The 23,912-nt window shown below is 51.0% G+C and carries 25 protein-coding genes and 5 tRNA genes; all 30 read right to left on the reverse strand.

The window, feature by feature from the left end; genetic code table 11:
• Positions 1–10 precede the first annotated feature (10 nt).
• The gene (locus tag H8J70_RS01000) at positions 11–1,297 is read right to left on the reverse strand and encodes a homoserine dehydrogenase (protein ID WP_186501899.1); all 1,287 of its coding nucleotides are present in this window, start codon (positions 1,295–1,297) and stop codon (positions 11–13) included.
• Between the two features lie 11 nt (positions 1,298–1,308).
• Entirely contained in the window at positions 1,309–1,764 is a 456-nt protein-coding gene (locus tag H8J70_RS01005) for an ACT domain-containing protein (RefSeq protein WP_186501900.1), read from the reverse strand.
• Positions 1,761–2,690 carry an NAD-dependent epimerase/dehydratase family protein gene (locus H8J70_RS01010; RefSeq protein WP_186501901.1) on the reverse strand — a complete coding sequence of 310 codons (930 nt, stop codon included), beginning with the start codon at positions 2,688–2,690 and terminating at the stop codon, positions 1,761–1,763. The genes H8J70_RS01005 and H8J70_RS01010 overlap by 4 nt, the downstream gene beginning before the upstream one ends.
• A gap of 27 nt (positions 2,691–2,717) precedes the next feature.
• Complete coding sequence (locus H8J70_RS01015) at positions 2,718–3,566, reverse strand: ChbG/HpnK family deacetylase (protein ID WP_186501902.1); 849 nt, start codon at positions 3,564–3,566, stop codon at positions 2,718–2,720.
• A gap of 7 nt (positions 3,567–3,573) precedes the next feature.
• Positions 3,574–4,518, reverse strand: a complete 945-nt coding sequence (locus tag H8J70_RS01020) for a ribonuclease HIII (protein WP_186501903.1) — start codon at positions 4,516–4,518, stop codon at positions 3,574–3,576.
• Complete coding sequence (gene larC2, locus H8J70_RS01025; protein ID WP_186501904.1) at positions 4,502–4,954, reverse strand: nickel pincer cofactor biosynthesis protein LarC2; 453 nt, start codon at positions 4,952–4,954, stop codon at positions 4,502–4,504. Before larC2 ends, H8J70_RS01020 begins: the two co-directional genes overlap by 17 nt.
• A gap of 4 nt (positions 4,955–4,958) precedes the next feature.
• Positions 4,959–5,726: a nickel pincer cofactor biosynthesis protein LarB gene (gene larB / locus H8J70_RS01030; RefSeq protein ID WP_186501905.1), complete on the reverse strand. Its 768-nt coding sequence runs from the start codon at positions 5,724–5,726 to the stop codon at positions 4,959–4,961.
• Positions 5,727–5,730: 4 nt separating this feature from the next.
• The gene (locus tag H8J70_RS01035; RefSeq protein ID WP_186501906.1) at positions 5,731–6,540 is read right to left on the reverse strand and encodes a TrmH family RNA methyltransferase; all 810 of its coding nucleotides are present in this window, start codon (positions 6,538–6,540) and stop codon (positions 5,731–5,733) included.
• A 74-nt stretch (positions 6,541–6,614) separates the two neighbouring features.
• Entirely contained in the window at positions 6,615–7,079 is a 465-nt protein-coding gene (locus H8J70_RS01040) for an ATPase (protein WP_186501907.1), read from the reverse strand.
• An 11-nt stretch (positions 7,080–7,090) separates the two neighbouring features.
• On the reverse strand, positions 7,091–7,582 hold the full coding sequence (gene coaD, locus H8J70_RS01045; RefSeq protein WP_186501908.1) for a pantetheine-phosphate adenylyltransferase: 492 nt from the start codon (positions 7,580–7,582) through the stop codon (positions 7,091–7,093).
• 2 nt (positions 7,583–7,584) lie between these two features.
• Positions 7,585–8,142, reverse strand: a complete 558-nt coding sequence (gene rsmD, locus H8J70_RS01050) for a 16S rRNA (guanine(966)-N(2))-methyltransferase RsmD (RefSeq protein ID WP_186501909.1) — start codon at positions 8,140–8,142, stop codon at positions 7,585–7,587.
• Between the two features lie 76 nt (positions 8,143–8,218).
• Complete coding sequence (gene plsY, locus H8J70_RS01055; protein ID WP_186501910.1) at positions 8,219–8,836, reverse strand: glycerol-3-phosphate 1-O-acyltransferase PlsY; 618 nt, start codon at positions 8,834–8,836, stop codon at positions 8,219–8,221.
• Positions 8,833–10,164: a ribosome biogenesis GTPase Der gene (der, locus tag H8J70_RS01060; protein ID WP_186501911.1), complete on the reverse strand. Its 1,332-nt coding sequence runs from the start codon at positions 10,162–10,164 to the stop codon at positions 8,833–8,835. Before der ends, plsY begins: the two co-directional genes overlap by 4 nt.
• Positions 10,165–10,175: 11 nt before the next feature.
• Positions 10,176–11,492, reverse strand: coding sequence for a DUF512 domain-containing protein (locus tag H8J70_RS01065; protein ID WP_186501912.1), 1,317 nt, complete (start codon positions 11,490–11,492; stop codon positions 10,176–10,178).
• 80 nt (positions 11,493–11,572) lie between these two features.
• On the reverse strand, positions 11,573–13,558 hold the full coding sequence (locus H8J70_RS01070) for a bifunctional 4-hydroxy-3-methylbut-2-enyl diphosphate reductase/30S ribosomal protein S1 (RefSeq protein WP_186501913.1): 1,986 nt from the start codon (positions 13,556–13,558) through the stop codon (positions 11,573–11,575).
• Positions 13,555–14,184, reverse strand: coding sequence for a lysophospholipid acyltransferase family protein (locus H8J70_RS01075; RefSeq protein ID WP_186501914.1), 630 nt, complete (start codon positions 14,182–14,184; stop codon positions 13,555–13,557). The genes H8J70_RS01070 and H8J70_RS01075 overlap by 4 nt, the downstream gene beginning before the upstream one ends.
• A gap of 13 nt (positions 14,185–14,197) precedes the next feature.
• Complete coding sequence (gene cmk / locus H8J70_RS01080) at positions 14,198–14,866, reverse strand: (d)CMP kinase (protein ID WP_186501915.1); 669 nt, start codon at positions 14,864–14,866, stop codon at positions 14,198–14,200.
• A complete protein-coding gene (locus H8J70_RS01085; protein ID WP_186501916.1) occupies positions 14,863–16,107 on the reverse strand; it encodes a BaiN/RdsA family NAD(P)/FAD-dependent oxidoreductase in 1,245 nt (414 codons plus the stop codon). The genes cmk and H8J70_RS01085 overlap by 4 nt, the downstream gene beginning before the upstream one ends.
• Positions 16,108–16,121: 14 nt before the next feature.
• A complete protein-coding gene (locus tag H8J70_RS01090) occupies positions 16,122–16,841 on the reverse strand; it encodes a pseudouridine synthase (RefSeq protein WP_186501917.1) in 720 nt (239 codons plus the stop codon).
• Complete coding sequence (gene scpB / locus H8J70_RS01095; protein ID WP_246415214.1) at positions 16,810–17,436, reverse strand: SMC-Scp complex subunit ScpB; 627 nt, start codon at positions 17,434–17,436, stop codon at positions 16,810–16,812. The genes H8J70_RS01090 and scpB overlap by 32 nt, the downstream gene beginning before the upstream one ends.
• Positions 17,396–18,121 carry a segregation and condensation protein A gene (locus H8J70_RS01100; RefSeq protein ID WP_186501919.1) on the reverse strand — a complete coding sequence of 242 codons (726 nt, stop codon included), beginning with the start codon at positions 18,119–18,121 and terminating at the stop codon, positions 17,396–17,398. Before H8J70_RS01100 ends, scpB begins: the two co-directional genes overlap by 41 nt.
• Before the next feature lie 139 nt (positions 18,122–18,260).
• Positions 18,261–18,349, reverse strand: a tRNA-Leu gene (locus H8J70_RS01105).
• A 22-nt stretch (positions 18,350–18,371) separates the two neighbouring features.
• A tRNA-Cys gene (locus H8J70_RS01110) sits at positions 18,372–18,445 on the reverse strand.
• A 3-nt stretch (positions 18,446–18,448) separates the two neighbouring features.
• A tRNA-Gly gene (locus H8J70_RS01115) sits at positions 18,449–18,523 on the reverse strand.
• A gap of 7 nt (positions 18,524–18,530) precedes the next feature.
• A tRNA-Phe gene (locus tag H8J70_RS01120) sits at positions 18,531–18,606 on the reverse strand.
• A 5-nt stretch (positions 18,607–18,611) separates the two neighbouring features.
• A tRNA-Asp gene (locus tag H8J70_RS01125) sits at positions 18,612–18,688 on the reverse strand.
• A gap of 138 nt (positions 18,689–18,826) precedes the next feature.
• Positions 18,827–19,951, reverse strand: a complete 1,125-nt coding sequence (locus H8J70_RS01130; RefSeq protein WP_186501920.1) for an ABC transporter permease — start codon at positions 19,949–19,951, stop codon at positions 18,827–18,829.
• A complete protein-coding gene (locus tag H8J70_RS01135) occupies positions 19,951–21,072 on the reverse strand; it encodes an ABC transporter permease (RefSeq protein WP_186501921.1) in 1,122 nt (373 codons plus the stop codon). The genes H8J70_RS01130 and H8J70_RS01135 overlap by 1 nt, the downstream gene beginning before the upstream one ends.
• 1 nt (position 21,073) lies before the next feature.
• Positions 21,074–22,825, reverse strand: a complete 1,752-nt coding sequence (locus H8J70_RS01140; RefSeq protein ID WP_186501922.1) for an ATP-binding cassette domain-containing protein — start codon at positions 22,823–22,825, stop codon at positions 21,074–21,076.
• A complete protein-coding gene (locus tag H8J70_RS01145; protein ID WP_186501923.1) occupies positions 22,822–23,835 on the reverse strand; it encodes an HlyD family secretion protein in 1,014 nt (337 codons plus the stop codon). Before H8J70_RS01145 ends, H8J70_RS01140 begins: the two co-directional genes overlap by 4 nt.
• Positions 23,836–23,912 lie beyond the last annotated feature (77 nt).

Consider the following 23,912-nt stretch of genomic DNA (forward strand, 5'->3'; position numbering starts at 1 on the left):
ACATTCCCCTTTATATTTCAATAACTCGTATTGCATTGGCAATACGGCGGACGCAGGACAGCCCTGTCATTCTCTGCAAGGCGTCACGCACCAGCCCATCTGCTGAGGAATCGATAAGAAGTACGATTTCTGCAACCTCTTTGGTTTCATCCTTTTGGATCAGCGACCGGATACTGATACCATTTTCTGCAAAAATGCCGGCAATACTCGAAAGCACGCCAGGTGCATTGTCTACGATGATACGCAAATAATAGGGAGCTTCAATATGGCTCGGGTCCACTAGCGGTACCTGGTGCCAGACGTAGCCCCGTTTGCCCGTGATGGTCAGATTCGTATGAAGGATTACATTCATGACATCGCTGAGCACAGCGCTGGCCGTCGGGAACGCTCCGGCTCCCTGGCCGTAGAACATGACATCGCCCACACCGTTGCCGCGCACATAAATAGCATTATAAGCGCCACTGACGTTTGCCAGCGGATGCTGCTTAGGAATGAAAGCCGGGTGCACGGAAAGAGAAATGCCATCGTCTGACTGTGTGGCAATGGCCAGCAGTTTGACTGCATAGCCCATCTCTTCAGCATGGCTAATATCTTCCTGCGTGATTCTTTCAATCCCTTCTACAGCTACATCACGGAAGGTTACAGCCGAATGGAAGCCCAGCGTAGCCAAGATAGCTATCTTGCGGGCTGCGTCATAACCGCTTACATCATTTGTCGGATCCGCTTCGGCATAGCCTTTATCCTGTGCTTCCTGTAACACGTCTTCATAGGAAAGGCCCCGTTCGGTCATATTGCTCAAAATATAATTGGTTGTGCCGTTGAGGATACCAATAATACGATCGATGCGGTTGCTGTTTAATGACGAGTACATGGGCCGGATAATAGGAATACCGCCGGCAACGCTGGCTTCGAATTGAAAATCTACATTGTGTTCCTGGCTCATCTTGAGCAAGGGAATCCCATAATCAGCAATGACGTCTTTATTAGCACTGACCACGCTTTTCCCCTTTTTAAAGCATGCTTCAATGCATTCTTTAGCAAAATCGGCACTGCCCATGACTTCTACGACAATTTCAATGTCATCGTCATTGATGATATCCGAAAATTCTGTCGTCAAGGCAATGGACTTCGGCAAATCCATGCGTTCATATTTGGCCAGGTTACGGATCAAGATCCGTTTGATCGTAATTTTTGTATCCAGCTGTTCTTCAATGAGATCGGCGTTCTTTTCCAATAAATCCACGATTCCCTTGCCTACGGTACCGCACCCCAGCAGCGCTATCGCAACGTGTTTCATACTACCCCTCCTTACGTTTGACCAATCAGTTTGACTGTATTGATCCCCGGTTGTTTCATGAGCATCTTCATGAGTTCTTCTACTGTTACTTTCATATTCTTCGTTTCAATAGACATGGTAACGTTCGCCAGGCCCTGCAGGGGAATGCCCTGATTAATCGTCAGGATACTGGCATTATTCCCGGCTACGATGTTGAGGACCTGTGAAAGTTCGTCCGGACGGTCGTTGATCATAATAGAAAAGGTAACGATGCGCCCTTGGGACAAATCATGAAACGGATAGACGTAATCTTTATACTTGTAAAAGGCACTGCGGCTTAAATCCATGAGCTGTACGGCTTCATTAATCGTCCGTGTCTGATGTCGTCTCAATATTTCTTTTACCCTGATGGTCTTTTTTATCGCCTCAGGCAGAATATCCTCTCGCACGAGGTAGTATTCATATACAGAGTCGTTCTTTACTTTCATATGTCGGACCTCCCTAAAAAATATGAATATGTAGCCATTAGTCCCGGAAGTAACTTCGTCTTAGGCCGCCAATTTAAGGCTTCTATGGCTTTCGTATTGTCTAGTGCCGAGCGGTATATGTCGCCGGAACGGGCCTCTTTATAGACTACATCAGGACTCATATGTGAGAAATAAATAAGGATTTCTTTTAGTGCATTAATCGTCGTTTCAATTTTTGTACTGATATTGTATACCCCTGGCGCCACGCTTTCTGCCATAGCGGCTATATTGGCAGCTGCCACATCCTTGACATAGACAAAATCACGGGATTGGTCGCCGTCTCCATAAATGATCAGTTTTTTTCCAGCTGCCAGGGCCTTGGCAAAGAGGCAGACCACACCACCTTCTCCGTGCGTTCCCTGCCGTTCGCCGTACACATTGGCATAGCGCAGGACAACATAGGAAAGACCATAGGCTTCATAATATAAGCGCAAATATACTTCAGCCGTCACCTTGGTCAACCCATAAAAGGAGGTCGGCTGAACCGGGGCTTCTTCACGGATAGGAACGGTTTCATTATTGCCGTACACAGCCGCAGAAGAAGAAAAAATGACCCGTCTGACCTGATACTGCCGGCAGTTTTCCAAAATATTGAGCAGACCCATGATATTTAGTTCGGCATCTTCTGCAGGGTGTTCCATGGAGTAGGGTACCAATGTTTGTGCAGCCTCATGAAAGACGATTTCAAAGGCGTGGGAAGCAAAGACAGAGGCTACTTGTTCCCGGTCACGGATATCCATTTCGTAATACTCGGCCCGGTCATCCATATTCTCCCTGCAGCCTGTGCTGAAATTATCAATTACCGTTACCCGATGGCCTGCGTCGGCCAGTGCATTTACTAAATGCGAGCCAATAAAACCGGCTCCGCCTGTCACTAATATTTCCAAAATGTGTCACTCCCAGCTGATTGGGTATCAAGGCAGATCCCCGTAATGAATACATTTGATTTCACGCTGTTGCAGCAAATTCCGTATAGCTGGTGACAGAAGTGCCGCCAGTTCATCCTGCCAATGGTAGCCCCACGTAAACGTCTGGGCCAGCACATTCGTATGCAGTCCCGGATGCATCATGATTTCATGCACGCCAAAAGGTAACTGCTTGATGATATAAGACAAATTTGCTTCATTCATATTGCCGCCATCTACCATACCCCAAAAATGATCAGTTGTTGTAAAACCCAGCCGTCTGGCATCTTTTTCTGCCCGTTTGGCCAAAAAGGTCAGGCCGTTTCGCCCCATAACGCGCACAGGTTTTGCCGTCCATACCTTGAAACGATACGACTCGGCAGGTATACGCAGACGGTGCAGCTTATACTTTTTCATTAACGCCTGGACGATGGTCCACACCTGGGGCAATACATGTAAATGCTGATGGCTGTCTACATGTGTAATCTGCAAAGGCTGCTGCATGATTTTTTCTAATTGCGCATCCAGTTCCCGGTACAGTTCTTCATAATTAATGCGTCCGCTGTACACGCGTTTCATGAATTCGCCATAGCTTTCCGGAAAAAGGCCCCGCCCGTCGACGAGGGACGGTACTTCTTTGGGCGCTAAGACAGGCGACAAGCTGCCTACGAGGCATAAATGTGCACCTATACCCAGACCGGGCCGGGCTGCAGCCAAGGCTACGGCCTCGTTAAATGCCGGTCCCGAAGCGAGTAAGGACGTGCTGGTCAATACACCTTGGTCAAAGGCCTTGGCGACGGCCAGGTTTACTTCATGATGAATACCAAAATCATCGGCGTTAATAATCAATCTGTTCATATGCTGCTCACCGTAAAAAATCAAAGGTCTTAAAATTCAATTTTCCTACAAAGGCCAGTTCTGCATCGCCATATTGATGGCGGAACTGTGCTATGGCTGCCGCAATGCCCGCATAGGCTCCTTTAGGAAAAGTCATACCGTACCGCTTTGAAAGCGTATTCATAGCGCGGACAAAGGCATCACGTGCCAAAATGGACGCCGCCGCTACGGCCGTATCTCTTTCTCCTTTGGGAATCTGGATAATACGGTGAGTTTTCGCTACCGTCTGCAGTTCATTCAGGACATATTCATCCTTACCGAACTTATCCACTATTATACATGGACATTTGTGCTTACGCAATAGACATAAAATGTTTTGTCCATGTAGACTCCCCAAAAGATGGTTCAAGTTTTTCTTATTTTTTTTCAATAGTTCATATTGTTTATTATACTCTTCCGGCATAAGAACTGTCACCACACAGCGATCTGCCAGGGTTTGGCGGATATATTCGGCCAGCGTGGCAATTTTCGTGTCGGTCAGGGCCTTGCTGTCGCAGACCCCGGCTTTTTGAAAGAGGACTTCCTCTTCTTTCGTAATTTGGCAGGCTGCTGCGACTAAGGGACCAAAAACGTCTCCTTTGCCCGATTCGTCACACCCCATCCAGGTATCGGCAGCAGCCGGGCGGATAGCCGGTGCTTCCCCTTGAGAGCCAAAAAATCCGGCTGCCGAAAGGCCTGCCGGCTGAGCCTGATCCAGTCCGGCCAGAGCCTGCTTCAAGGCGCCTTCTTTAGCCTGAAGAACGACGGAAATTCCTTTTTTGCCATGGTATATATTGACGCGGCCTTCTTCACTGCCCAGGCGGCATACGAGGTTCCAGCCGTAATTGATAGGCTTTTCCCGTACACACTCGATACCGGCTGCCGAAAGCTGTGCCTTATAGGCCCGCACCTTTTCGTCAAGAATCTTGTCCATATTGTTTATACGCCTCTTCCCGGACGCGGCGCTGCCATTCCTTCAAGGGAACCCCTGTTTTTACGGCAGCAGCGCGGCAGTCATCGTATTCCGCTGAAATATTGGTCAGTACACCTGCGTGCCAGCAAAGCTTGCAGTGCAAGACTTCCCCGTCGATCGTTACCGTTTTAATAGCCCGTTCACAGGCGATGCGGCTCAAGGGAAAATAGCGCACGCCGACGCTGGTCGTTTCTTTAAAAATAATTTGGGCCGCTTTTTCAATCAGCTCTTCCCGGCAGAGAACGCAAAGCATGGTGGCCATACGGCCCTTTTTCATGACGATGGGCACGCCCCAGACGTCGTTGACGCCGGCATCGAGGAGGCAGCGGAAGACGTACTCCATATTTTGCGGATTCATATCATCGATGTTAGCTTCCATTTGCCAAAGTGTTTCCATCTGCTCACCTCATGCGATTGATCATATCAGCCAAACGGCCGGCGCCAAAGCCATTATCAATGTTGACGACAGATACGCCGGCGGCGCAGCTGTTGAGCATAGCCAAGAGAGCCGATAAGCCATGGAAATTAGCGCCATAGCCAATACTGGTAGGCACGGCGATGACCGGCTTATTGACCAAGCCGCCGACGACGCTGGCCAGGGCCCCTTCCATACCGGCAACGACGACGACGACATTGGCCTTACGGATATCGTCGGCCCGGCGCAGGAGGCGGTGAATACCAGCTACGCCCACATCATAAATGCGTTCGACTACATTGCCCATAATTTCAGCCGTAAGAGCAGCTTCTTCCGCCACGGGAATATCGCTGGTTCCTGCTGTCACGACGGCGATGGTCCTGTCGCCATTATCATTATGGGTGTCCTTACGCTGATACACCATACGGGCCAGTTCGTGGTATTGTACGTCCGGGAACTGAGGCACCAGCCGGTCATACACGGCTTTATCGGCCCGCGTGCCGATGACGTTGTCGTATTGCTGCATGAGCAGTGTCAATATTTGCACAGACTGGTCAATCGTCTTGCCGGCACAGTAGACAACTTCCGGAAAACCACAGCGTTCTTTTCGCTGCAGATCAATATTGGCAAATCCCATATCTTCTACTGACGCAGCGTCAGCCAAGGAAACAGCTGTCTGCAATTGCTGCTGCGCCGCATCCAGGGTCAGGCTGCCGTCTTTATATTGTTGTAAAATAGTCGTAATATCTGCCATAGCTCTACTCCTTAAATCCATTCATTTCCCATGCTTTATAGAGGACAAGGCCCACGGAAAGGGAGAGATTCAGTGATTCCGTATCCTTTCTCATGGGAATAGAAACCAAGTGATCGCACGCCTGAAGACACGCCGCCGTAAGGCCGTTACCTTCATTGCCAAAGGCCAAGATGTGCGGATTATCATAGGCGACGGCAGCGTACGATATCGTGCCGTCAGGAGTCGTCCCTAACAGCTGCCGTCCCGACTGCCGGCGAAAGGCAAGCAGTTCCTCCTGCGTGACCTGCTGCACGACGGGAATCTTAAAAATAGCACCCATAGCGCTGCGGATTGTCTTATCATTATACACATCTACACTGTCTTCACTTAACAATACGGCCGCCGCATTGGCTGCAGCTGCTGTACGCAGGATGGTCCCGAGATTCCCCGGGTCCTGAATCGCTTCCAGGTAAAGAACCGGCCGCTTGGGATCGAGTCCCTGCAGCGATGCCAGGCTGTGTGGCAAGAAAGGCAGCATCGCTGCCAGGCCCTGCGGATTTTTTGTATCCTTCAGCTTATCGTATACGGCCTCTGTAACGGCAAAAAATTCCCAGCCCAGTTTTTCCCCGGCTGCTTCTAATTGGGAAAAACCAGGATGAGACTGTCCTTTAGGCGAAACAAAGCAGACGCCATCTGTGACGCCGACGTGAATCGCGTCACAGATAATACGGAAGCCTTCGGCAAAAAAGCGGTGCGCTTCCCAGCGGCCCTTTTTCTGCTTCAGCGCGCACGCTGCCTTAATCCATTGATTATCTCGCGATGTAATATCCTTCATGTGCTGTCCTCCGTGTACTAAAAAGTGCAATATCCTTCAGGGATATTGCACTTATGGCACTACCTGCAACGTATTTATTTGGTCGTATCCTGACGGTTCGATTGAAGCAGGCTGTCCCTGTTTTGACGGATACTCGTCAGCGTCTTTTCTAACGTTCCTTCTACATATTTCAGTACATCGCCGGCGTATGTAATAGAGCTGCTTTTCAACTCATCAGACGACTTTGTTGCGCTCATGACGATCTGATTGGCATGTTCCTGTGCCTGCCGCACGAGTTCACTTTCTTCAGTCAGTTTAGCAATATAATCCTTTGCCTGGGCTACCATGCTGTCAGCATGACGCTGGGCATCGGCAATGATCTTATCCTTTTCAGACAAAACCTTTTTGGATTCTTCCAATTCGGCTGGCATGGAAGCCTTTAAGTCATCAATGATCTGCAGTAATTCTTCTTCTTCAATCATCTTTTTGTTCGTAAAGGGCATCTTCGACGCATTCAGTACTAAACTTTCCAAATCTTCTAATAATTTATCAGAATTCATGTTCTCCACCCCTATGCCTTATATTTATCTTTAAATTTTATTTGCAGCTGCTGCTTTACGTATTCAGGTACCATTCCATCTAATTTGCCACCAAAACAGGCTAACTCCCGGATACCCGTTGAACTGACGTAGGAATACTTGGTATTCGCCATAATGAATACGGTTTCAATACTCGGTTCAATTTGTTTCATGAGCAAAGCACGCTGAAATTCATATTCGAAATCGCTGAGAGCACGGAGACCGCGGATAATCAACGTAGCGTCGTGTGCTATGGCGTATTCGTTGAGCAGGCCCTCAGCACTGGCCACCTCTACATTAGGAAGATGGCTGGTCGTTTTGCGCAGCATTTCTTCCCGTTCTGCCATTGTAAATACAGGTTTTTTTGTTGGATTGCTGAATACAGCGATAATCAGCTTGTCTACAAGCTTACTGCCCCGTTCAAATATATCAATATGTCCGTTCGTAACAGGATCAAAACTTCCCGGACAGATTCCGATTCGCACAATTATTCCCCTTCCTGGCGGCGGCAGATAAAACTGACGCGCGTTTCTTTTCCATAGGTTTTTTCTCTGATGACCTCATACGCCGGATCGTCAGCAATCGGTTCCTGCCGGCAATGTTCCATGATAATCAGGCCATCGGAATCCAGCAAACCATATCCGAAAATACAGGAAAGTGTATGGCATACCAGATTTTTGTTATACGGCGGATCAGCAAAAATATAGTGAAACGTCTGGCCTTCTAAGGCTGCCAAAGCCCGTCCAACTTCCATGCGATATACATCATAGTGTCCTTCAAAACCACACATAGCGGCATTTTCCCGGATGAGATCCCGCGTGTAATGATCGATAAAGGCACAGTATGAGGCACCGCGGCTGAGCGCTTCCAGCCCGAGTGCACCTGTCCCAGCAAAGATGTCCAAAACCCGGCTGCCGGCGAGACCGTAATTGTTAGCCAGGATATTGAAAATACTTTCCCGCGTGCTGTCCAGTGTCGGACGTGTCAACATCCCTTTAGGAGACTTTAATTGTCTGCCCCGGGCACTGCCGCTTATGATTCTCACTTCATCACCTGCTCGTACATGTTAATTATACACGTTTTTCTATACATATCAAATACCAAACCTAAAACGGACAGTCCTATTTTTTCTTGATCCGTTCTACCTTTAGTTCATTGCCGTGCACGAGCCGTATGATATTCGTCCTGTGCCGGACAATGACAAACAGAGCTGCCAACGCGCCAAAGGCAACGATTTCAAACGGTTCATGAAAGGCATACATAACAAAAGGCACGAGGGCCGCGGCAATAATAGAGCCTAAGGACACGTACCGCGTCAGGCCGACGACAATACACCAGACGACAAAGACGATGAGCGTTTCCCTTGGTGCCAGGTATAGCAGTACGCCTAACCCGGTAGCTACGCCCTTGCCGCCCTTAAATTTCATAAATACTGAGCACGAATGGCCTAAGATGGCTAAGAGCCCGCCGGCAATCATACAGAGCTCCAGCTGCTGCGGCAGCCACGACAAACCGGCCAATTCGCCCAGGTAGACGCCCAGTGCACCCTTGCAGGCATCGAGGGCGAGGACGCACAAGCCGCCAGTCTTGCCGAGAACGCGGTAAGCATTCGTCGCGCCCGTATTATGGCTGCCGTATTGGCGGATATCCTTATGATAGAGGCTTTTGCCGATGACCAGCCCGCTCGGGAAAGAGCCGGCCACATAGGCCAGGGCCAACCAAAAGAGACCTGCTGTCAACTTTCTTCATCTCCCTTTTTTCCGCGCAAAATGAGGCGGATCGGCGTCCCTTCAAAGCCGAAGGTTTCACGCAGCTTGTTTTCCAGGAAACGGGTATAGGAAAAATGAACGAGCTGCGGGTCATTGACGAAGAGGACAAACGTCGGCGGTGAGACGGAAGCCTGGGTCATATAATAAATTTTCAGCGGACGTCCGTTTTTAGCGGGTGCCGGATTGGTCAGCTGGGCATCTTCGACCAATTCGTTCAGAACACTCGTAGAAATACGCATATGCTGCTGTTCCGATACGTATTTAACGAGATCGGCCAAACGGTTAATGCGCTGTTTCGTCAGAGCCGATGCATAGAGAATCGGTGCATACTGCATAAAGGCCAGTTCCCGCCGAATATCATCGGTATATTTAAGGCTGGTCTTGCTGTCTTTATCGATGAGATCCCATTTATTGACGACGATGATACAGCCCTTACCGGCTTCATGAACGTATCCGGCAATCTTTTTGTCCTGTTCCGTCACGCCGTCTACGCCATCGAGGACTAAAACGGCAATATCGGAGCGGTCTACAGCACGCAAGGCACGGACGACGCTATAGCGTTCGACGGGCAAGTCGATTTTGGCCTTGCGGCGCATACCGGCCGTGTCGATGAGCACGAATTTCGTATCGTCATGAGTCCAATGCGTATCGATGGAGTCACGTGTCGTACCGGGAATATTGCTGACAATAACCCGTTCCTGTCCCAGGAGTGCATTCGTAAGAGATGACTTGCCTACGTTCGGGCGGCCGACGAGGGCAATATGAATGGCATCTTCATCGTCTTCGTCTACCGGTATTTCTTTGATATACTTCAATACTTCATCGAGCAGATCACCGAGATTCATAAGATTGACTGCCGAAATACCGATGGGATCCCCCAAGCCAAGGCTATAGAACTCATAAATGTTAATTTCCTGTTCCACACTGTCGATTTTGTTGACAGCCAGAATGACCGGTTTTCCTGACGAGCGGAGAATATTAGCTATTTCCTGGTCCTGCGGCTGGATACCGGTTTTGCCATCGACGACATAAATAATGACATCGGCCTCGCGGATAGCAAGCTCTGCCTGATACCGCATGCTGGTAAAGAAGTTGTTGTCTACATCATCAAATTCGATACCGCCTGTATCAATCATCGTAAATTCATGGCCCAGCCATTCGCCATCAAAATAAATACGGTCGCGCGTAACGCCGGGAATATCTTCAACAATAGAGATGCGTTTTTTGACAACAGCGTTGAAGAGTGTCGATTTTCCTACATTCGGCCGCCCAACAACGGCTACTAACGGTTTATACATATTCTTGCTCCTTATTCCTGCCAATGATATAAGAGATCTTTCAATTGTGGGGCAAATTCGCTCACACCTACGGGGACACCGGCTCTCTTTTCAAATTCTTCCAGTGTCAGGTCATCGAGAAAAATATTTTCGCCTTTACGCAGGGCCGTACCGGGAATAATGATACCGTCCCAGTGACCACGCAGGTCCTGCCAGGCATTCAGCATGTCTTCTGCCGTGAGCAGACCGGCTACGTTGATTTGCGTACCAAAGTAATAGTTTGTTACGGGAATAACTGTGGCTTCCAGGTTGTCTACGTGCACTTCATCGACCAGCTCCTTAATGGAAGGCGCTGCCAAGGTTCCTGTAAAGAGAGCCAGGCGCAGCGGCTTGTCATAGGCCGTACGGACTGTTCCGTCCCAGCTGTGCCACTGCTGTTCAAAGAGGCGCATCATGCCAATGCCGTCTTCGATTTGCTCGTAGTTATCATAATAGGCCGCATCCGGCAGGGGAATACCGGCCTTGAGATAGAATTCGTCAGCCAGATAGACAAAGCTGCCCGTACCGGCTGCACGGCTTTGATCGATAAAGGGCTGGGAGCGGTGAATGATGTCACGGGCTTCTTCTGCCGTGACCGGTTCCAGCTTTTCACAGCTGTCGCGGAACTTGGTCATGCCCAAGGGTACGACAGCAATGCCCAGGACGTTAGGGCCGAGGCCCTTTAAATCCTTCAGGGTACGCGTATATTCTTCCCCATCATTATATCCTGGTACGAGAACGATCTGGCAATAGATGTCGATATCCGCATGGACGAGCTGCTGCAGTTGTTCCATGATCTTCTCCGTGCGTTCCTGCCGCATCATAAGACGCCGTAATTCACCGTTTGTCGTATGGACAGAAATATGAAGCGGGGACAGATGGAACTGATGAATCCGTTTCAGATCGTCTTTCGAAAGGTTGGACAACGTAATAAAGCTGCCGGTTAGAAAAGACATACGGTAATCGTCATCTTTTACATACAGGGAAGGACGCATACCTTCCGGCATCTGGGCAATGAAACAAAACACACAGTTGTTCCAACACTGGCGGATATGATCGAAGACGGCATTTTCCATGGTCAGTCCCAGGTCTTCGCCAAAGCGCTTCTGAAAATAGCAATCCCGCAGGCTATCGCCATTTTTCACAACGAGATGCACCTTTTCGTCGGCTAAGGCAAAATTGAGATCAATCAGGTCTTCAACGGCCTGTCCATTGACGGAAACAATCGTATCGCCTGGCTGCAAGCCTTCCCGCTGTGCCCGGCTGCCGTCCTGTACACTGGCAATGACAGCTTTTAACGTGTCAGACATATTTTTATCCTTTCTAAAATAGGGAGTTTTAAAAAAAAGGATAACCGGTTTACGCCGGCTATCCCTTTTCCCACGAAAACTTATTTATCTTCTACAGCGTCGCCAATTGTAGCCGATTCTTCCTGCTGTTTTGCATGTTCCAGATAGTCGTGAACTTCCTGTTCTTCTTCATCCTTCTGCAATGCCAATACACTCAGGGAAATCTTCTTCTTATCTGCATCAATGCCGATAATCTTGACGTTCATGATATCGCCGATATTCACGAGATCTTTTACGTTAGCACCGCGTTTTTCCGTCAGTTCGGAAATGTGCAGGAGACCCTGTAATTCCGGATCGATAGCCAAGATAGCGCCGAAGGGCAGCAGTTTTTTAACTTCGCCTTTGACTACGTCGCCAACTTCGATCTTTTCAATAGCAGCGATCCAAGGATTCTTCTGCAGTGCTTTCAAGGAAAGCGAAATACGATTGCGTTCTTTATCGAATTTCTGTACGAGTACCTGCAGCTTGTCGCCCTGCTTGAGAACTGCGTCAACGGAGCTGATACGTTTCCAGGAAATGTCAGAAATATGGAGCAAGCCTTCTACGCCGCCGAGGTCGATGAATGCGCCATAAGGCATGATCTTAACGACTGTGCCTTCGAGTACTGCACCTTCTTCAATTTTTTCCATGGCTTCTTCCCGTTTTGCTTCACGTTCTTTTTCGAGAACAGCTTTACGGGAGAGAACGAGGCGGTTTTTATGTTCATCAATGTCGATGACTTTAACCTGGAAGGTCTGGCCTACGAGGTAATCCAAGGATTTTACAAAACGGATATCGCCCTGGGAAAGGGGAATAAAACCACGCAGGGATTTAATGGAAACGACCAGGCCGGCTTTGTTGATTTCTTTACCGGTACATTCAACGAGCTGATCATTTTCAAATGCATCGCGGACTTCTTTCCAGTCTTCGACTTTCTTCATTTTTACCAGGGAAACGACAATCGAACCTTCATCCTTAATATTGTTGGCAATTTCAACCGTCAGTTTATCACCGACTTTAACGAAATCGCTAGCCTTTGCAGGTTCGGGTACAGCCATTTCCTTTTTCGGCAGGATTGCTTCTGCTTTCGTGCCGATGGAAACATAGGCAGCATCATCGTTCACAGAAATAACCGTGCCTTCTACTACGTCGCCTTTCTTTGGATTTTCTTCATAATCATACTGGTCCAACAATTCTTCACTCATTACTTCTGTGGCATCTGCTTGCAAATTTTCCATAATCTTAACAACCTCCTGTATTATCCAATCCGGCGTGGAAGCGCCGGCTGTAATGCCTATATTCTTCATACCACGGAACCAGGCCGTATCTAATTCAGCTGCTGTTTCAACGTGATATGTCGGGCAACCCTGTTCTTTGCACACTTGTGCTAACCGACCGGTATTGGCGCTGTTCTTGCCGCCAATAACGATCATAGCGTCCATCTTGCCAGCCAGCTCAATAGCAGCCTGCTGCCGTTGCTGTGTAGCTGTGCAAATGGTCATATCTATCTCCAAGTCATCGACTTTGGATTCGAGTATCGCTTTGATGCGTTTGAACTGCTCTTGGGAAAAGGTAGTCTGCACGACGACGCCGGCCTCTTTCATATGAGGCAGGGCCCGGGCCTCTTCTTCCCTATCTAATATAATAGCACGATTTGCCCCCCATTGTGAAATACTAATTACCTCTGGATGGGCTTTTTCGCCAATAATTATAAGATTTTTGTTCTTTTCGATGATTTTTTTCGCATCTTGCTGTGCTTTTTTTACATGTGGGCACGTGGCGTCCACTACTTGTAAGTGTTTTTCTGACGCTTTTTCATAAACCTCCGGCCCGACACCGTGGGACCGGATCAAAAGCGGCTCTCCTGTGCTGACTTCGTCTAGGGAAGCAACCGGCGATACGCCGCGCTCAGCCAGACGGGCTACGACCTGGGGATTATGTATAATAGGCCCCAGCGTATGCGTACCACTGGCCGCATGGGATGCCAGTTCTATAGCCCGGCGTACACCGTAGCAAAAACCGCAGGCATCGGCAATGAATACGTTCAATGCACTTCATCCTCTCCGTACTGGTGAATCAAGGCCAGTACTCCGTTTCTTATTTCTTCCAAAAAGGCCTGGACCTGCTCGCGTTGTGCTTCCCGGTCCCCCTGACAAGGTGGCGGTGGCTGTATGAGCTCCCCAAATACAACGCTCACAGGGCCTGTCTTTTTAGGCAGCTGCCGCGAATTGATAATGGCCGTCGGCAGCACAGGTGCCTGTGCATGAATGGCGATCATGGCGACGCCTTCATGAAAAGGCCCCAGGACACCTTGGTCCTTGCTGGTTCCTTCCGGAAATATGCCCAGGACTTCACCGCTTTTTAGCACGCGTAACGCCTCTAACAGTGCTTTGCGGTCGACGCGGCCGCGATGGACAGGAAAGGTCCGGACATAGCGCAGGAACCAACCCATAAGGGGATTGCGGAAGAGTTCTTCTTTTGCCATAAAATGAATCAGCCTGTGCCGCATCGCCGTTCCTACTAAAGGCGGATCAAAATAGCTGGCATGGTTCGAGGCCATGATAAAGGCCCCTTTTCTTGGCACGTGTTCTGCCCCAAACACCTTCATGCCCAGCCACAAATACGTGGCCACATTGAAGAGGAAGCGAATCACGGCATAACAAAAGTTTCTCATTTTTCCCGCATCCTTATTGTTTTTCTTCGATAATCCTGCAGATCAAATCTGCCGTTTCCTGCAAATCGAGCTGGCTGTTATCGACGAGTATGGCGTCCTCTGCCTGTTTCAACGGTGAAACAGCCCGATGGGAGTCCATATCATCGCGGGCAGCTATGCTGGCAGCAATAGCCTCCAGTGTGTCCGTACTGCCCTTGGCTTGCAGTTCCAGATAACGGCGGCGGGCTCTGGCTTCGACAGAAGCGGTCAGGAAAATTTTCAGATCCGCATCTGGCAGGACTACCGTACCAATATCCCGGCCATCAAGGATAACGCCGCCGGAAGCGGCCATATCCCTCTGTAATTTTACCAGTTTAGTACGCACTACTGCAAGTGCTGCGACAGGAGAAACGTGAGAAGACACGTCAGCGGTACGAATATCCTCAGTGACTTCCGTGTCGCCTACATACACGCGGCAATACTCAGCAGCCGGTTCCAGGCGGATTTGTATCGTATCGGTCAGGCTTTGTACCGCTTCAGTATCAGCCAGATCGATATGATTTTTTAACATGGCCCAGGTAAACGCCCGGTACATGGCACCTGTATCGATGTACAAGTAATGAAGCCGGTTAGCTACCAGCTTAGCCACACTGCTTTTACCGGCCCCGGCCGGTCCATCAATAGCAACCGTCAGTCTTTTCATTCTTCCTTCGCCTCCGCTGCGGCAGCACGTCCGGCTACAACACCTGTAGAAAAAGCTGCCTGTAGATTATAGCCACCGGTAAAGGCATCAATGTCCATGACTTCGCCGGCGAAATAAAGTCCCTCAACACATTTCGATTCCATTGTCTTCGGGTTAATTTCCCGGACAGAAACACCACCGGCTGTAACGATGGCCTCTGCAATCGGCCGCGTTCCCGTAAGGGTCAGGGACAAGGCCTGGAGTACCGTTACCAGATCCTGGCGCTGTATCCGCGTAATCTGATTGACTGGTGTTTCTTTCGCAATACCGGCCTGGTCTAACACGACGGGAATCAGGTGCTGGGGCAATAATTCTTTCAGGGCATTATCTACCTGCTTGCGCAGGTATTTCTGAAAATCCCGTTGTACCCGTGCATCCAGCGCGTCTGCCGTAAGGGCCGGTTTCAAATTAATACGCAGCTGCATGGGAAAAGTCCACTTGGGCTTGTGCGCTACGGCACTGCTCAGCATGAGGATGACCGGACCGGAAACACCCGTATGGGTAAAGAGCATTTCCCCAAACTGGCTGGCCAGCTTCTTGCCCTGCTTCCAGAGAGACACATCGACGTTGCGTAAGGCTAAACCGGCAAGGTCCCGCACCCACGCATCGGAGGCCGTAAAGGCAATAAGCGAGGGCCTGAGCTCGGTCACCGTGTGGCCCAGGGCCTTAGCGAATTCATAGCCATCGCCGCTCGAGCCCGTGACGGGATAGGACACACCACCGGTCGTAATGATGCAGGCACCGGCTTCATACGTACCACGGCCGGTCTGTACAGTAAACCCGCTTGCAGCGTGGTGCACTGCCCGGACCGGTTCCTGCAGATGCAGGTCCACCTTTGCCGCCTGCAGGCGATGGTACAGGAGCTTGCGTACTTCAATAGCACTATCGGACTGGGGAAATACGCGGCCGCCCCGTTCTTCCTTCGTAGCCAATCCCCAGGCGTGCACCTGGTTCAGCAGATCCTCATTGGTATAGGCCTGATAGGCGCTAAAGAGGAATTTGCCATGTCCCGGCGTACGGGCAATAAAATCGGCCATCGGGCATGTGTTGGTCAGATTACAACGTCCCTTACCGGTAATGCCCATCTTCTTCCCTACAATATCGTTTTTTTCAAAAAGCAAGACATCTGCGCCTTGCTCAGCTGCGGCCAGAGCCGCAAAAATACCGGCCGCTCCGGCGCCAATGACAATCACTCGTTTCAATGTTATGTACACCCTTATTTATATTTGTATAATTCGGCAATCTCTTCCGGTGTCAGGCGGCGATACGCCCCGCGTTTGACACCGCTCAGCGTCAGGAAGGCATACTGGACACGGCGCAGGTTGTACACCTGCAGGCCAAAATGTTCAAACATGCGGCGGACCTGGCGGTTCCGGCCTTCATGAATCGTGATTTCCACATTGGTAATCCCTGTATGGACATCATATCCATTATAGCAAACAATGGCCGGTGCTGTCATGCCATCTTCCAATTCTACGCCGTCAGCCAACTGCTGCAGCACCGTATCGGCAATGCGGCTCTTGATCTTTACTTCATAGGTTTTATCGACGAGTTTGCTCGGATGCATGAGAATATTAGCCAATTCCCCATCATTGGTCATGAGCAGGAGACCTTCTGTATTTTGGTCCAGCCGGCCAACAGGGTAAATGCGTTCCGGTACTTTTTTAAAATAGTCCATGACCGTTTCCCGGCCCTGGTCGTCACTGGCGGTTGTAATGACGCCCTTGGGCTTATTAAAAAGAAAATACCGTTTCTTTTCGGCTTCCAGCCGTTTACCGTCGACGAGGATCATGTCCTTATCCAGATCTACTTTCGTCCCTAATTCACGGACGACAACGCCATTAACGCGCACCTTACCAGCGAGAATCAGTTGTTCCGATGCCCGTCGTGAAGCGACGCCACAGTTACTCATTACTTTTTGCAATCGTTCTTTCATCTTGTTCCTCCGTTGTCAGCGTCGTGGCAGTCTGCGTTTCCGTCCCTGCTTGTGGCTGCAATTCCTGGGGCATCTTCTCTGCCAGCTCGGACAAGGAGTCGACACCCATACATTCTAAGAAATACGCGCTCGTTCCATATAAAATGGGCCGGCCCGGTGAATCCTTCCTGCCCAGGTCCTGAATCAGTCCCTGTTGCAAGAGCGACGCAATGAGCCGCTCCGAAGATACACCCCGTATTTTTTCTATTTCTGCCCGTGTAACAGGCTGTTTAAACGCAATAATAGCCAGCACTTCCAACGCTGTCGTAGAAAGCTCTGTCGTCCGTGTATGTACCCATTGCACGGTTTCATACAATTCAGGCCGTACGACGAGCTGATAGCCGCCGGCTACGCGCAGCAGGCACAGCCCCCGCTTTTCCTCACGCAGGACACCGGCCAGGGTCTGGGCTGTCTGTTCGATTTTCTCTTCATCCCAGCCTGTGTGGGCCGTCAGTTCGGCAACACTTAACGGCTGGCCGCTGAGAAACAGCAGCGCTTCCAGTACGGCCGTCGGTTCAGGCGTTCCCGCCGGGGACATAGCGTAAGGCAACGGCATTTCCTTCCTCTCCGTCAGACAAGGTACAGCATCTGCCCAGCTTCAGCAGTTCCAGGACAGACAAAAAAACGACAACCAGCTCGGTCCGCGTGCGACAAATGCGAAAGATATGCCACACCGGCACGGGCCGTGACGTCTGTTGCAAAATCATTTCCACGCGGCGCATCGATTCGGCTACGCTGTAAATTTCCTTCTGCAAGTGGATCTCCGTCACAGGCGTCTCCGGCAGCGTTTGGTATACCAGCCGAAAAGCCTGATATAAGGCGCTTTTTTCAATCTTACCGGAAAACTGTTTCGTAAAAGGCATCGGGGTCCGCTCCCGGCCCGGCATCTGGCAGCGCCGTTCCCAGAGGGTCGCCATGGTAGTAGAAAACTGTTTCATCTGCCTGTACTCTACCAGCTGGCGGATCAGTACCTCTTGCGGGTCTTCTTCCTCCTCTTCCAGCTGCGGGGGCCGCGGCAACAACAGACGCGACTTGATTTGCAGGAGTGTGGCTGCCATGACAAAGAACTTACTGGCGTAATTGACATCAAAGGTCTCGAACTCCCGCACATAGGCATTGAACTGATCAGTAATTTCCACAATAGGTATATTATAAATATCAACCTTGTTTTTTTCAATCAGATACAATAATAAGTCAAGCGGGCCTTCAAAATCCGATACTTTGTATTGATACGCTTCCATGGGCATCCTAACCCCCTGCACAGTCACATACACCATGCATATTACAAAAAAGGTTTGGATCTACATCCAAACCTTCAAATCAGTTGCCAGAGCACATAAATCTCAACCGTTACCATGCTCGTCGCAATGTGTTGTTAAATGGTGCCGGGGACCGGAATCGAACCGGTACGGATATTTCTATCCGACGGATTTTAAGTCCGTTGCGTCTGCCAGTTCCGCCACCTCGGCATGACGTGATTTTTTGAAAATATGGAGGCGGCACCCAGAATCGAACTGGGGATGAAGGTTTTGCAGACCTCTGCCTTACCGCTTGGCTATGCCGCCATATGGAGCGGAAAACGAGGCTCGAACTCGCGACCCCCACCTTGGCAAGGTGGTGCTCTACCCCTGAGCTACTTCCGCATATAGATGGTGCTCAGGGACGGAATTGAACCGCCGACACGGGGATTTTCAGTCCCCTGCTCTACCGACTGAGCTACCTGAGCAAAAATGGCGACCCCGATCAGATTTGAACTGACGATCTTCGCCGTGACAGGGCGACATGTTAAACCGCTACACCACGGGGCCGTTTCCACTTTCCGTCCGGGGCCTTAGTGCCTCGAACAAAAAGTATTGTATCATGTACCATGCCTTTTGGCAAGTCTTTTTTTCATTTTTTTTGCTAATATTTTTCCCAGCCCTGCCAAGGCGCATAGCCAGGCATTTCTAAACTGTCCGGTGCCGGAACAGCCAGGCTGCAATAGGCATAGTGACCGCCGCAATCAGGAACATGGGTACCAGATCCCGCCAGATGGCAGCCAGGCCGGCGCCTTCAAGATAGACCCGTTTTACGGCATCTACGGCAAAGCGCATGGGATCGGCATAGGTAATGATTTGGAGAAATTCCGGCATGTTACGGACAGGCGTAGCAATACCGGACAAAAGTACCATGGGAATCATGAGGACCAGCACGTAGACCAAGACCTGCTGCATATTGCGGGAAACGGCAGAAATAGAAAGGCCAATCCCCGTCGAGCTGAGCATAAAAACCAGAATAATAACCGTCAGTGTCCCTAGAGAACCGGCAAAGGGCACGGCAAACCAGTAGCGGGCAATGAGGTAGAGCATGGCACTTTGCGCAAAGCCGATGAGCATAGGCGGCATAGCTTTGCCAATGAGGATTTCCAGCGGCGACAAGGGCGTTACGAGCAGCTGCTCAAAGGTGCCCTGCTCCCGTTCCCGGGCAATGGAAAGGCCCGCCAAAAAGATGACCTGCACAAAGGAAATCATAGCAATCAGGCCGGGCAGGAAATTCCAGCGCGTAATCTGATTGGGATTGTACCACGTGCGGCTTTCAATAGTAATAGGGCCTGCTGACCCGCGGCGCGATTCATTCCAGGCGGCGGTGATCTGGCTCACGTACCCGGTGGCAATGCCGGCGATGGAACTGTTACGTCCATCGGCAATGACCTGCACCGGTGCTGTACCACCACGGCTTAACACATCTTCAAAATCCTGGGGAATGACGATGGCAATAATGACGTCACCGGAGGTGATGAGATCGCCTAATTCGCTAGTATTGCCCAGGACGGCCTTCAATTCAAAGGACGTAGTCCCTGAAAAGCGGGCCAGATAGTCGCGGGAACTGCTGCTATGCGATTCGTCAACGACGGCATAGGGCACGCGATCGAGGTTATAGTTGGCAGCGTAGCCAAAAATAAAGCCCTGTATAATAACCGGCATGACCAGCATAAACTGCATGCGCGGGTCCTTGAAGATCGTAATCAATTCCTTTTGGCACAAGTAGCGCAAATGCTGCCCAAACAGTGCCAGCGTCTCGAAGAATGTCATTATTCCATCTCCTTACGGGTCATGCGGAAGGCCAGGCCGATAAACAAAATGGCGAAGCCCAGGAGAATCAAACCGTTGCGGATGATAAGGGGCCAATAGTTGCCGGCCAAGAAGAGTGTCTTCATGAGCTGCAGATAGTACGTCGTCGGCAAAAACTGGCTGATTATTTGAATGGCCAAAGGCTGGGAATGTAGGTCAAAAAGGAAACCAGAGAGCATAACCGAGGGCAGAAAACTGATCATGAGCGACACCTGGCAGGCGAGAAACTGATTTTTCGTGAGGGCCGAAATAACCAGGCCAATTCCCAGGGAAATGATCAAATAGAGCATAGAGACACCGATGAGCAGGATGAGTGAACCGCGCATGGGCAGGTCGTACAGCACGTTCCCGGCAATGAGGCACAGAATCATCCCAAAGACGGCGACAACAAAATAAGGCAGGACCTTGGCCAGGATGAGCTCACCAATTTTAATAGGTGTGACAAACAGAGACTCAAAGGTCCCCCGTTCCCATTCCCGGGCCATGACGACAGACGTCAGAAAGACACCGCTCGTCGTCAGGACCAGCATGAGAATGCCCGGTACGAAAAACCAGGCGCTCGTATTGGCATCATTAAACCAGATTCGGCTTACTGTCGTCGCCTGGCCGGCGCTGGCGCTCCGTACGGACAAACCGGCTTCCCACGTCAGCACAGCCGCTTCGATGTAGCGCTGAGCCGACATGGCCGTCGTCGCTTCGGTCCCATTGAGAATGACCTGCACCTTGGCTGTCCCTTGATTCACATCGGCAGCAAAATTCTGAGGCACCCGGATGATCGCATCTACGTCGTGCTGCGCCAAGAGAGTTTCTGCCGTCCGCATAGAACGCACGTAAACCGGTGAAAAATACGCCGATCCTTCCGTAAAGTTCACCATTTGACGGGCCGTTGGCGAGGGATCCTCCAAGACAATGGCCGTCGGTACATTTTTGACGTCCAGAGACATGCCGTACCCCATGATCAGGATCAGGATGAGAGGCAGCACAATCCCCATGAGCAGGCTGCTCTGGTCGCGCATGAGCTGAAAAAATTCCTTGCGCGTCAGAGCGCCCATACGGCGGAGGCTATGGCGATTTAGTTTCATTTTATATCCCCTCGTTTCCTTTCTGCCGGGCCTGTTCCACAATCGCAATAAAGACAGCGTTCATATCGGCACCGGGCAGGTGCAGTTTCTCCCTGATTTCATCGGGCCTGCCCAGAACCAGAAGGGCCCCCTTGTCCTGGATCATAATGCGGTCACAGTATTCCGCTTCATCCATAAAGTGCGTCGTAATGATAATCGTCGTCCCCTGGGCAGACAATCGTGTAATCTGCTGCCAGAACTGACGCCGGGCCAGCGGGTCGATGCCGCTCGTCGGTTCATCAAGGAAAAGGATTTTCGGTTTATGCAGCAAGGCCGCTGCCATGGAAAGGCGCTGCTTATATCCGCCAGGCAGCCGTTCGGCTACGTAATCGGCTTTCTCCGTCAGTTGAAACTCTTCCATGACCGCCGTGATACGTCGCTCCAGTTGCCGCCGTGTAAGGCCATAAATACCGCCAAAAAAGCGCAGGTTCTCATAGACGGTCAGGCTCCCGTAAAGTGAGAATTTTTGTGCCACATAGCCGATATTTGCCCGCGCCTGCGTACGGGCCTTGCGCAGGTTCACTCCGGCTACGCTGAGATAGCCCGAGGTAGCCGGCAAGAGGCCGCAAAGCATGCGGAAGGTCGTCGTCTTACCGGCGCCATTAGGCCCCAAAAGGCCAAACACTTCACCGCGATGGACCTGGAAGGACGTATGGCGGACGGCGACAAAATCACCAAAGGTGCGAACGAGATCGCGGGCTTCTATATCGACCGGCTGGGTCAGCGGATCGACAATGAGGCCATCCGTCCGGGAAAGCCCAGGCACAGCCTGCCGTTCCTGTGCCGCGTCCTGATGCAAGAGAATCATAAACGCATCTTCCAGGCGCGGCGCGACAGGTTCTTTTTTCCAGCCATGCTCTTTCAGTATGGCCGGTACGGCAGCCGGCGTCGTCGTAATCACCCGCACGCGCCCGCCTACTGGTACGGCATCGGTCACGCAGGGATCGCGCAACAGTTCACTTTGCAAAATGCGCAAGGAAAAGCTCGCCGGTGAAAGAACGCTAAAGCAGCGTCCCTCGGCGAGACGACAGAGATGCTCCGGCGTGCCGGCTGCCAACATGCGCCCGCGGTTCAAGACATATACGTCCTGGCACAGGCTGGCTTCCTCCATATAGGCCGTACTGACGAGCACAGACAGGTGTTCTTCCTGCACCAGGCGCTGCAAAATTTCCCACAGCTCCCGCCGCGACAGGGGGTCGACCCCGGCCGTCGGTTCGTCAAGCAAAAGCAGCTTAGGCGAACGGACGAGAGTACAGGCAAGTCCCAATTTTTGTTTCATCCCGCCGGAAAGCTTGCCTGCCAGACGGCCTGTAAAGGGAGTCAGTCCGGTCATTTCCAGGAGCCGGGCAAACCGCTCCTGCCGCTGCGCTGCCGTAATGCCGTGGAGATCGGCATAGAGATCCAGATTTTCCTGTACCGTCAGGTCTTCGTAAAGGCCAAATTTTTGCGGCATATAGCTGAGTTCATCCTGTACGGCCTGAGGCCTTTCGGCCACGTCCAGACCGACGACGTGAAGGGTCCCTGCATCGGCCTTCATGAGGCCGCACAAGAGGCGCATAAACGTCGTTTTACCGGCACCATCAGGGCCGATAAGTGCCGTCAGCTGTCCTGTCCGGGCAATCAGGTTTACGTCCTGCAGGGCCGCTACGGGAGGCAGCTTCTTCGGGTAAAAGGTTTTGCTTATGCCTGCCGCTTCAATAACGGCTGTCCTCATTTTGCTCCCTCCAGATCAATCGTAACCGTTGCCGGCATACCCAGGCGCAGGACATTTTGCGGATCGTCTACATAGACCCGCACTTCATAGACCAGAGCCGTGCGCAGTTCATCTGTTTGTACGGTTTTCGGCGTAAATTCTGCCGTATCGGCGATATAACCGATCTGACCGGCAATAGGCGTATCGGGCTGGCTGTCGATATAGACCTGGGCGGCCTGTCCTTCGTGGATCTTGCCCAGATCCGTTTCTTTTACATATGCACGGACCCATTTTTTATTTAGAATCGATAGTTTAAAGACCGGAGCCGACGGCGAGGCCATATCCCCCGGTTCGAGGAGGCGGCTGCGGATGACGCCATCTGTCGGTGCCGTGAGTACGTATTGGCTGAGGACATACTCTTCCTGGGCCAGTTCGTCTTGAAGGGCCTTTAAATTAGCCTGAGCGGCCGCAATATCTTCGTGGCGCGCACCGTTTTGGGCCAGTTCCCACGCTTGTTTAGCCGCTTCTGCCGTCGCTGCTTTGGCAGCCGCATCGTGTTGTGCCGTATCCAACTCCTGGCGGCTCACACCTTGAATATCTTCATAAATTTGTTTGGTCCGGTTATAGACGCCGGCTGCATTTTTAGCAGCCGATACTGCCGCATCATAATTGGCCTGAGCCTGGCGGATATCTTCCGGCCGGTTGCCATTGAGCAGCTTATCTACGGCGCTCTGCTGGGCTGCGATTTGGGACTTCAATTTCTGAATTCCCAGCTGCAATTCCTTACTGTCTAAGGTTGCCACGACCTGTCCGGCCTTTACCGTGTCGCCTTCGTCGACGAGAACACTGTCAATACGATCGCTTTCCCTGAAGGCCAGGGATACTTCACGCACGTCCACATTGCCTGATAAAGTAAGCTGGGCTGCTGCCCGTCTGGCTGCCGCTGTTTCGTACTGCGTATAGGCAAAATACGCGGCACAGGCCAAAAGCAGCACCAGCAGGATTGCCATTCCTTTTTTATTCCGTTTCATGGGCTATCCCTCCTGTTATTCCACACGTACTTCTTACCTATATCATACCACAACGTGAAATGACTTATAAAGAAAAG

Origin of the sequence: Megasphaera hominis, from assembly GCF_014269395.1 — a bacterium.
Classification (GTDB): Bacteria; Bacillota; Negativicutes; order Veillonellales; family Megasphaeraceae; genus Megasphaera; species Megasphaera hominis.

What these genes read in the sequence shown, in the direction of transcription:
- H8J70_RS01000 (WP_186501899.1), bottom strand. Translation starts at nt 1,297, where the DNA reads ATGAAACACGTTGCGATAGCGCTGCTGGGGTGCGGTACCGTAGGCAAG.
- H8J70_RS01140 (WP_186501922.1), bottom strand. Translation starts at nt 22,825, where the DNA reads ATGAGGACAGCCGTTATTGAAGCGGCAGGCATAAGCAAAACCTTTTAC.
- larC2 (WP_186501904.1), bottom strand. Translation starts at nt 4,954, where the DNA reads ATGGAAACACTTTGGCAAATGGAAGCTAACATCGATGATATGAATCCG.
- H8J70_RS01145 (WP_186501923.1), bottom strand. Translation starts at nt 23,835, where the DNA reads ATGAAACGGAATAAAAAAGGAATGGCAATCCTGCTGGTGCTGCTTTTG.
- H8J70_RS01015 (WP_186501902.1), bottom strand. Translation starts at nt 3,566, where the DNA reads ATGAACAGATTGATTATTAACGCCGATGATTTTGGTATTCATCATGAA.
- H8J70_RS01100 (WP_186501919.1), bottom strand. Translation starts at nt 18,121, where the DNA reads ATGGAAGCGTATCAATACAAAGTATCGGATTTTGAAGGCCCGCTTGAC.
- H8J70_RS01075 (WP_186501914.1), bottom strand. Translation starts at nt 14,184, where the DNA reads ATGAGAAACTTTTGTTATGCCGTGATTCGCTTCCTCTTCAATGTGGCC.
- cmk (WP_186501915.1), bottom strand. Translation starts at nt 14,866, where the DNA reads ATGAAAAGACTGACGGTTGCTATTGATGGACCGGCCGGGGCCGGTAAA.
- H8J70_RS01020 (WP_186501903.1), bottom strand. Translation starts at nt 4,518, where the DNA reads ATGGACAAGATTCTTGACGAAAAGGTGCGGGCCTATAAGGCACAGCTT.
- H8J70_RS01090 (WP_186501917.1), bottom strand. Translation starts at nt 16,841, where the DNA reads ATGAAAGAACGATTGCAAAAAGTAATGAGTAACTGTGGCGTCGCTTCA.
- larB (WP_186501905.1), bottom strand. Translation starts at nt 5,726, where the DNA reads ATGGCAGATATTACGACTATTTTACAACAATATAAAGACGGCAGCCTG.
- H8J70_RS01130 (WP_186501920.1), bottom strand. Translation starts at nt 19,951, where the DNA reads ATGACATTCTTCGAGACGCTGGCACTGTTTGGGCAGCATTTGCGCTAC.
- H8J70_RS01135 (WP_186501921.1), bottom strand. Translation starts at nt 21,072, where the DNA reads ATGAAACTAAATCGCCATAGCCTCCGCCGTATGGGCGCTCTGACGCGC.
- scpB (WP_246415214.1), bottom strand. Translation starts at nt 17,436, where the DNA reads ATGCCGTTGCCTTACGCTATGTCCCCGGCGGGAACGCCTGAACCGACG.
- H8J70_RS01005 (WP_186501900.1), bottom strand. Translation starts at nt 1,764, where the DNA reads ATGAAAGTAAAGAACGACTCTGTATATGAATACTACCTCGTGCGAGAG.
- H8J70_RS01065 (WP_186501912.1), bottom strand. Translation starts at nt 11,492, where the DNA reads ATGTCTGACACGTTAAAAGCTGTCATTGCCAGTGTACAGGACGGCAGC.
- H8J70_RS01035 (WP_186501906.1), bottom strand. Translation starts at nt 6,540, where the DNA reads ATGAAGGATATTACATCGCGAGATAATCAATGGATTAAGGCAGCGTGC.
- der (WP_186501911.1), bottom strand. Translation starts at nt 10,164, where the DNA reads ATGTATAAACCGTTAGTAGCCGTTGTTGGGCGGCCGAATGTAGGAAAA.
- H8J70_RS01040 (WP_186501907.1), bottom strand. Translation starts at nt 7,079, where the DNA reads ATGAATTCTGATAAATTATTAGAAGATTTGGAAAGTTTAGTACTGAAT.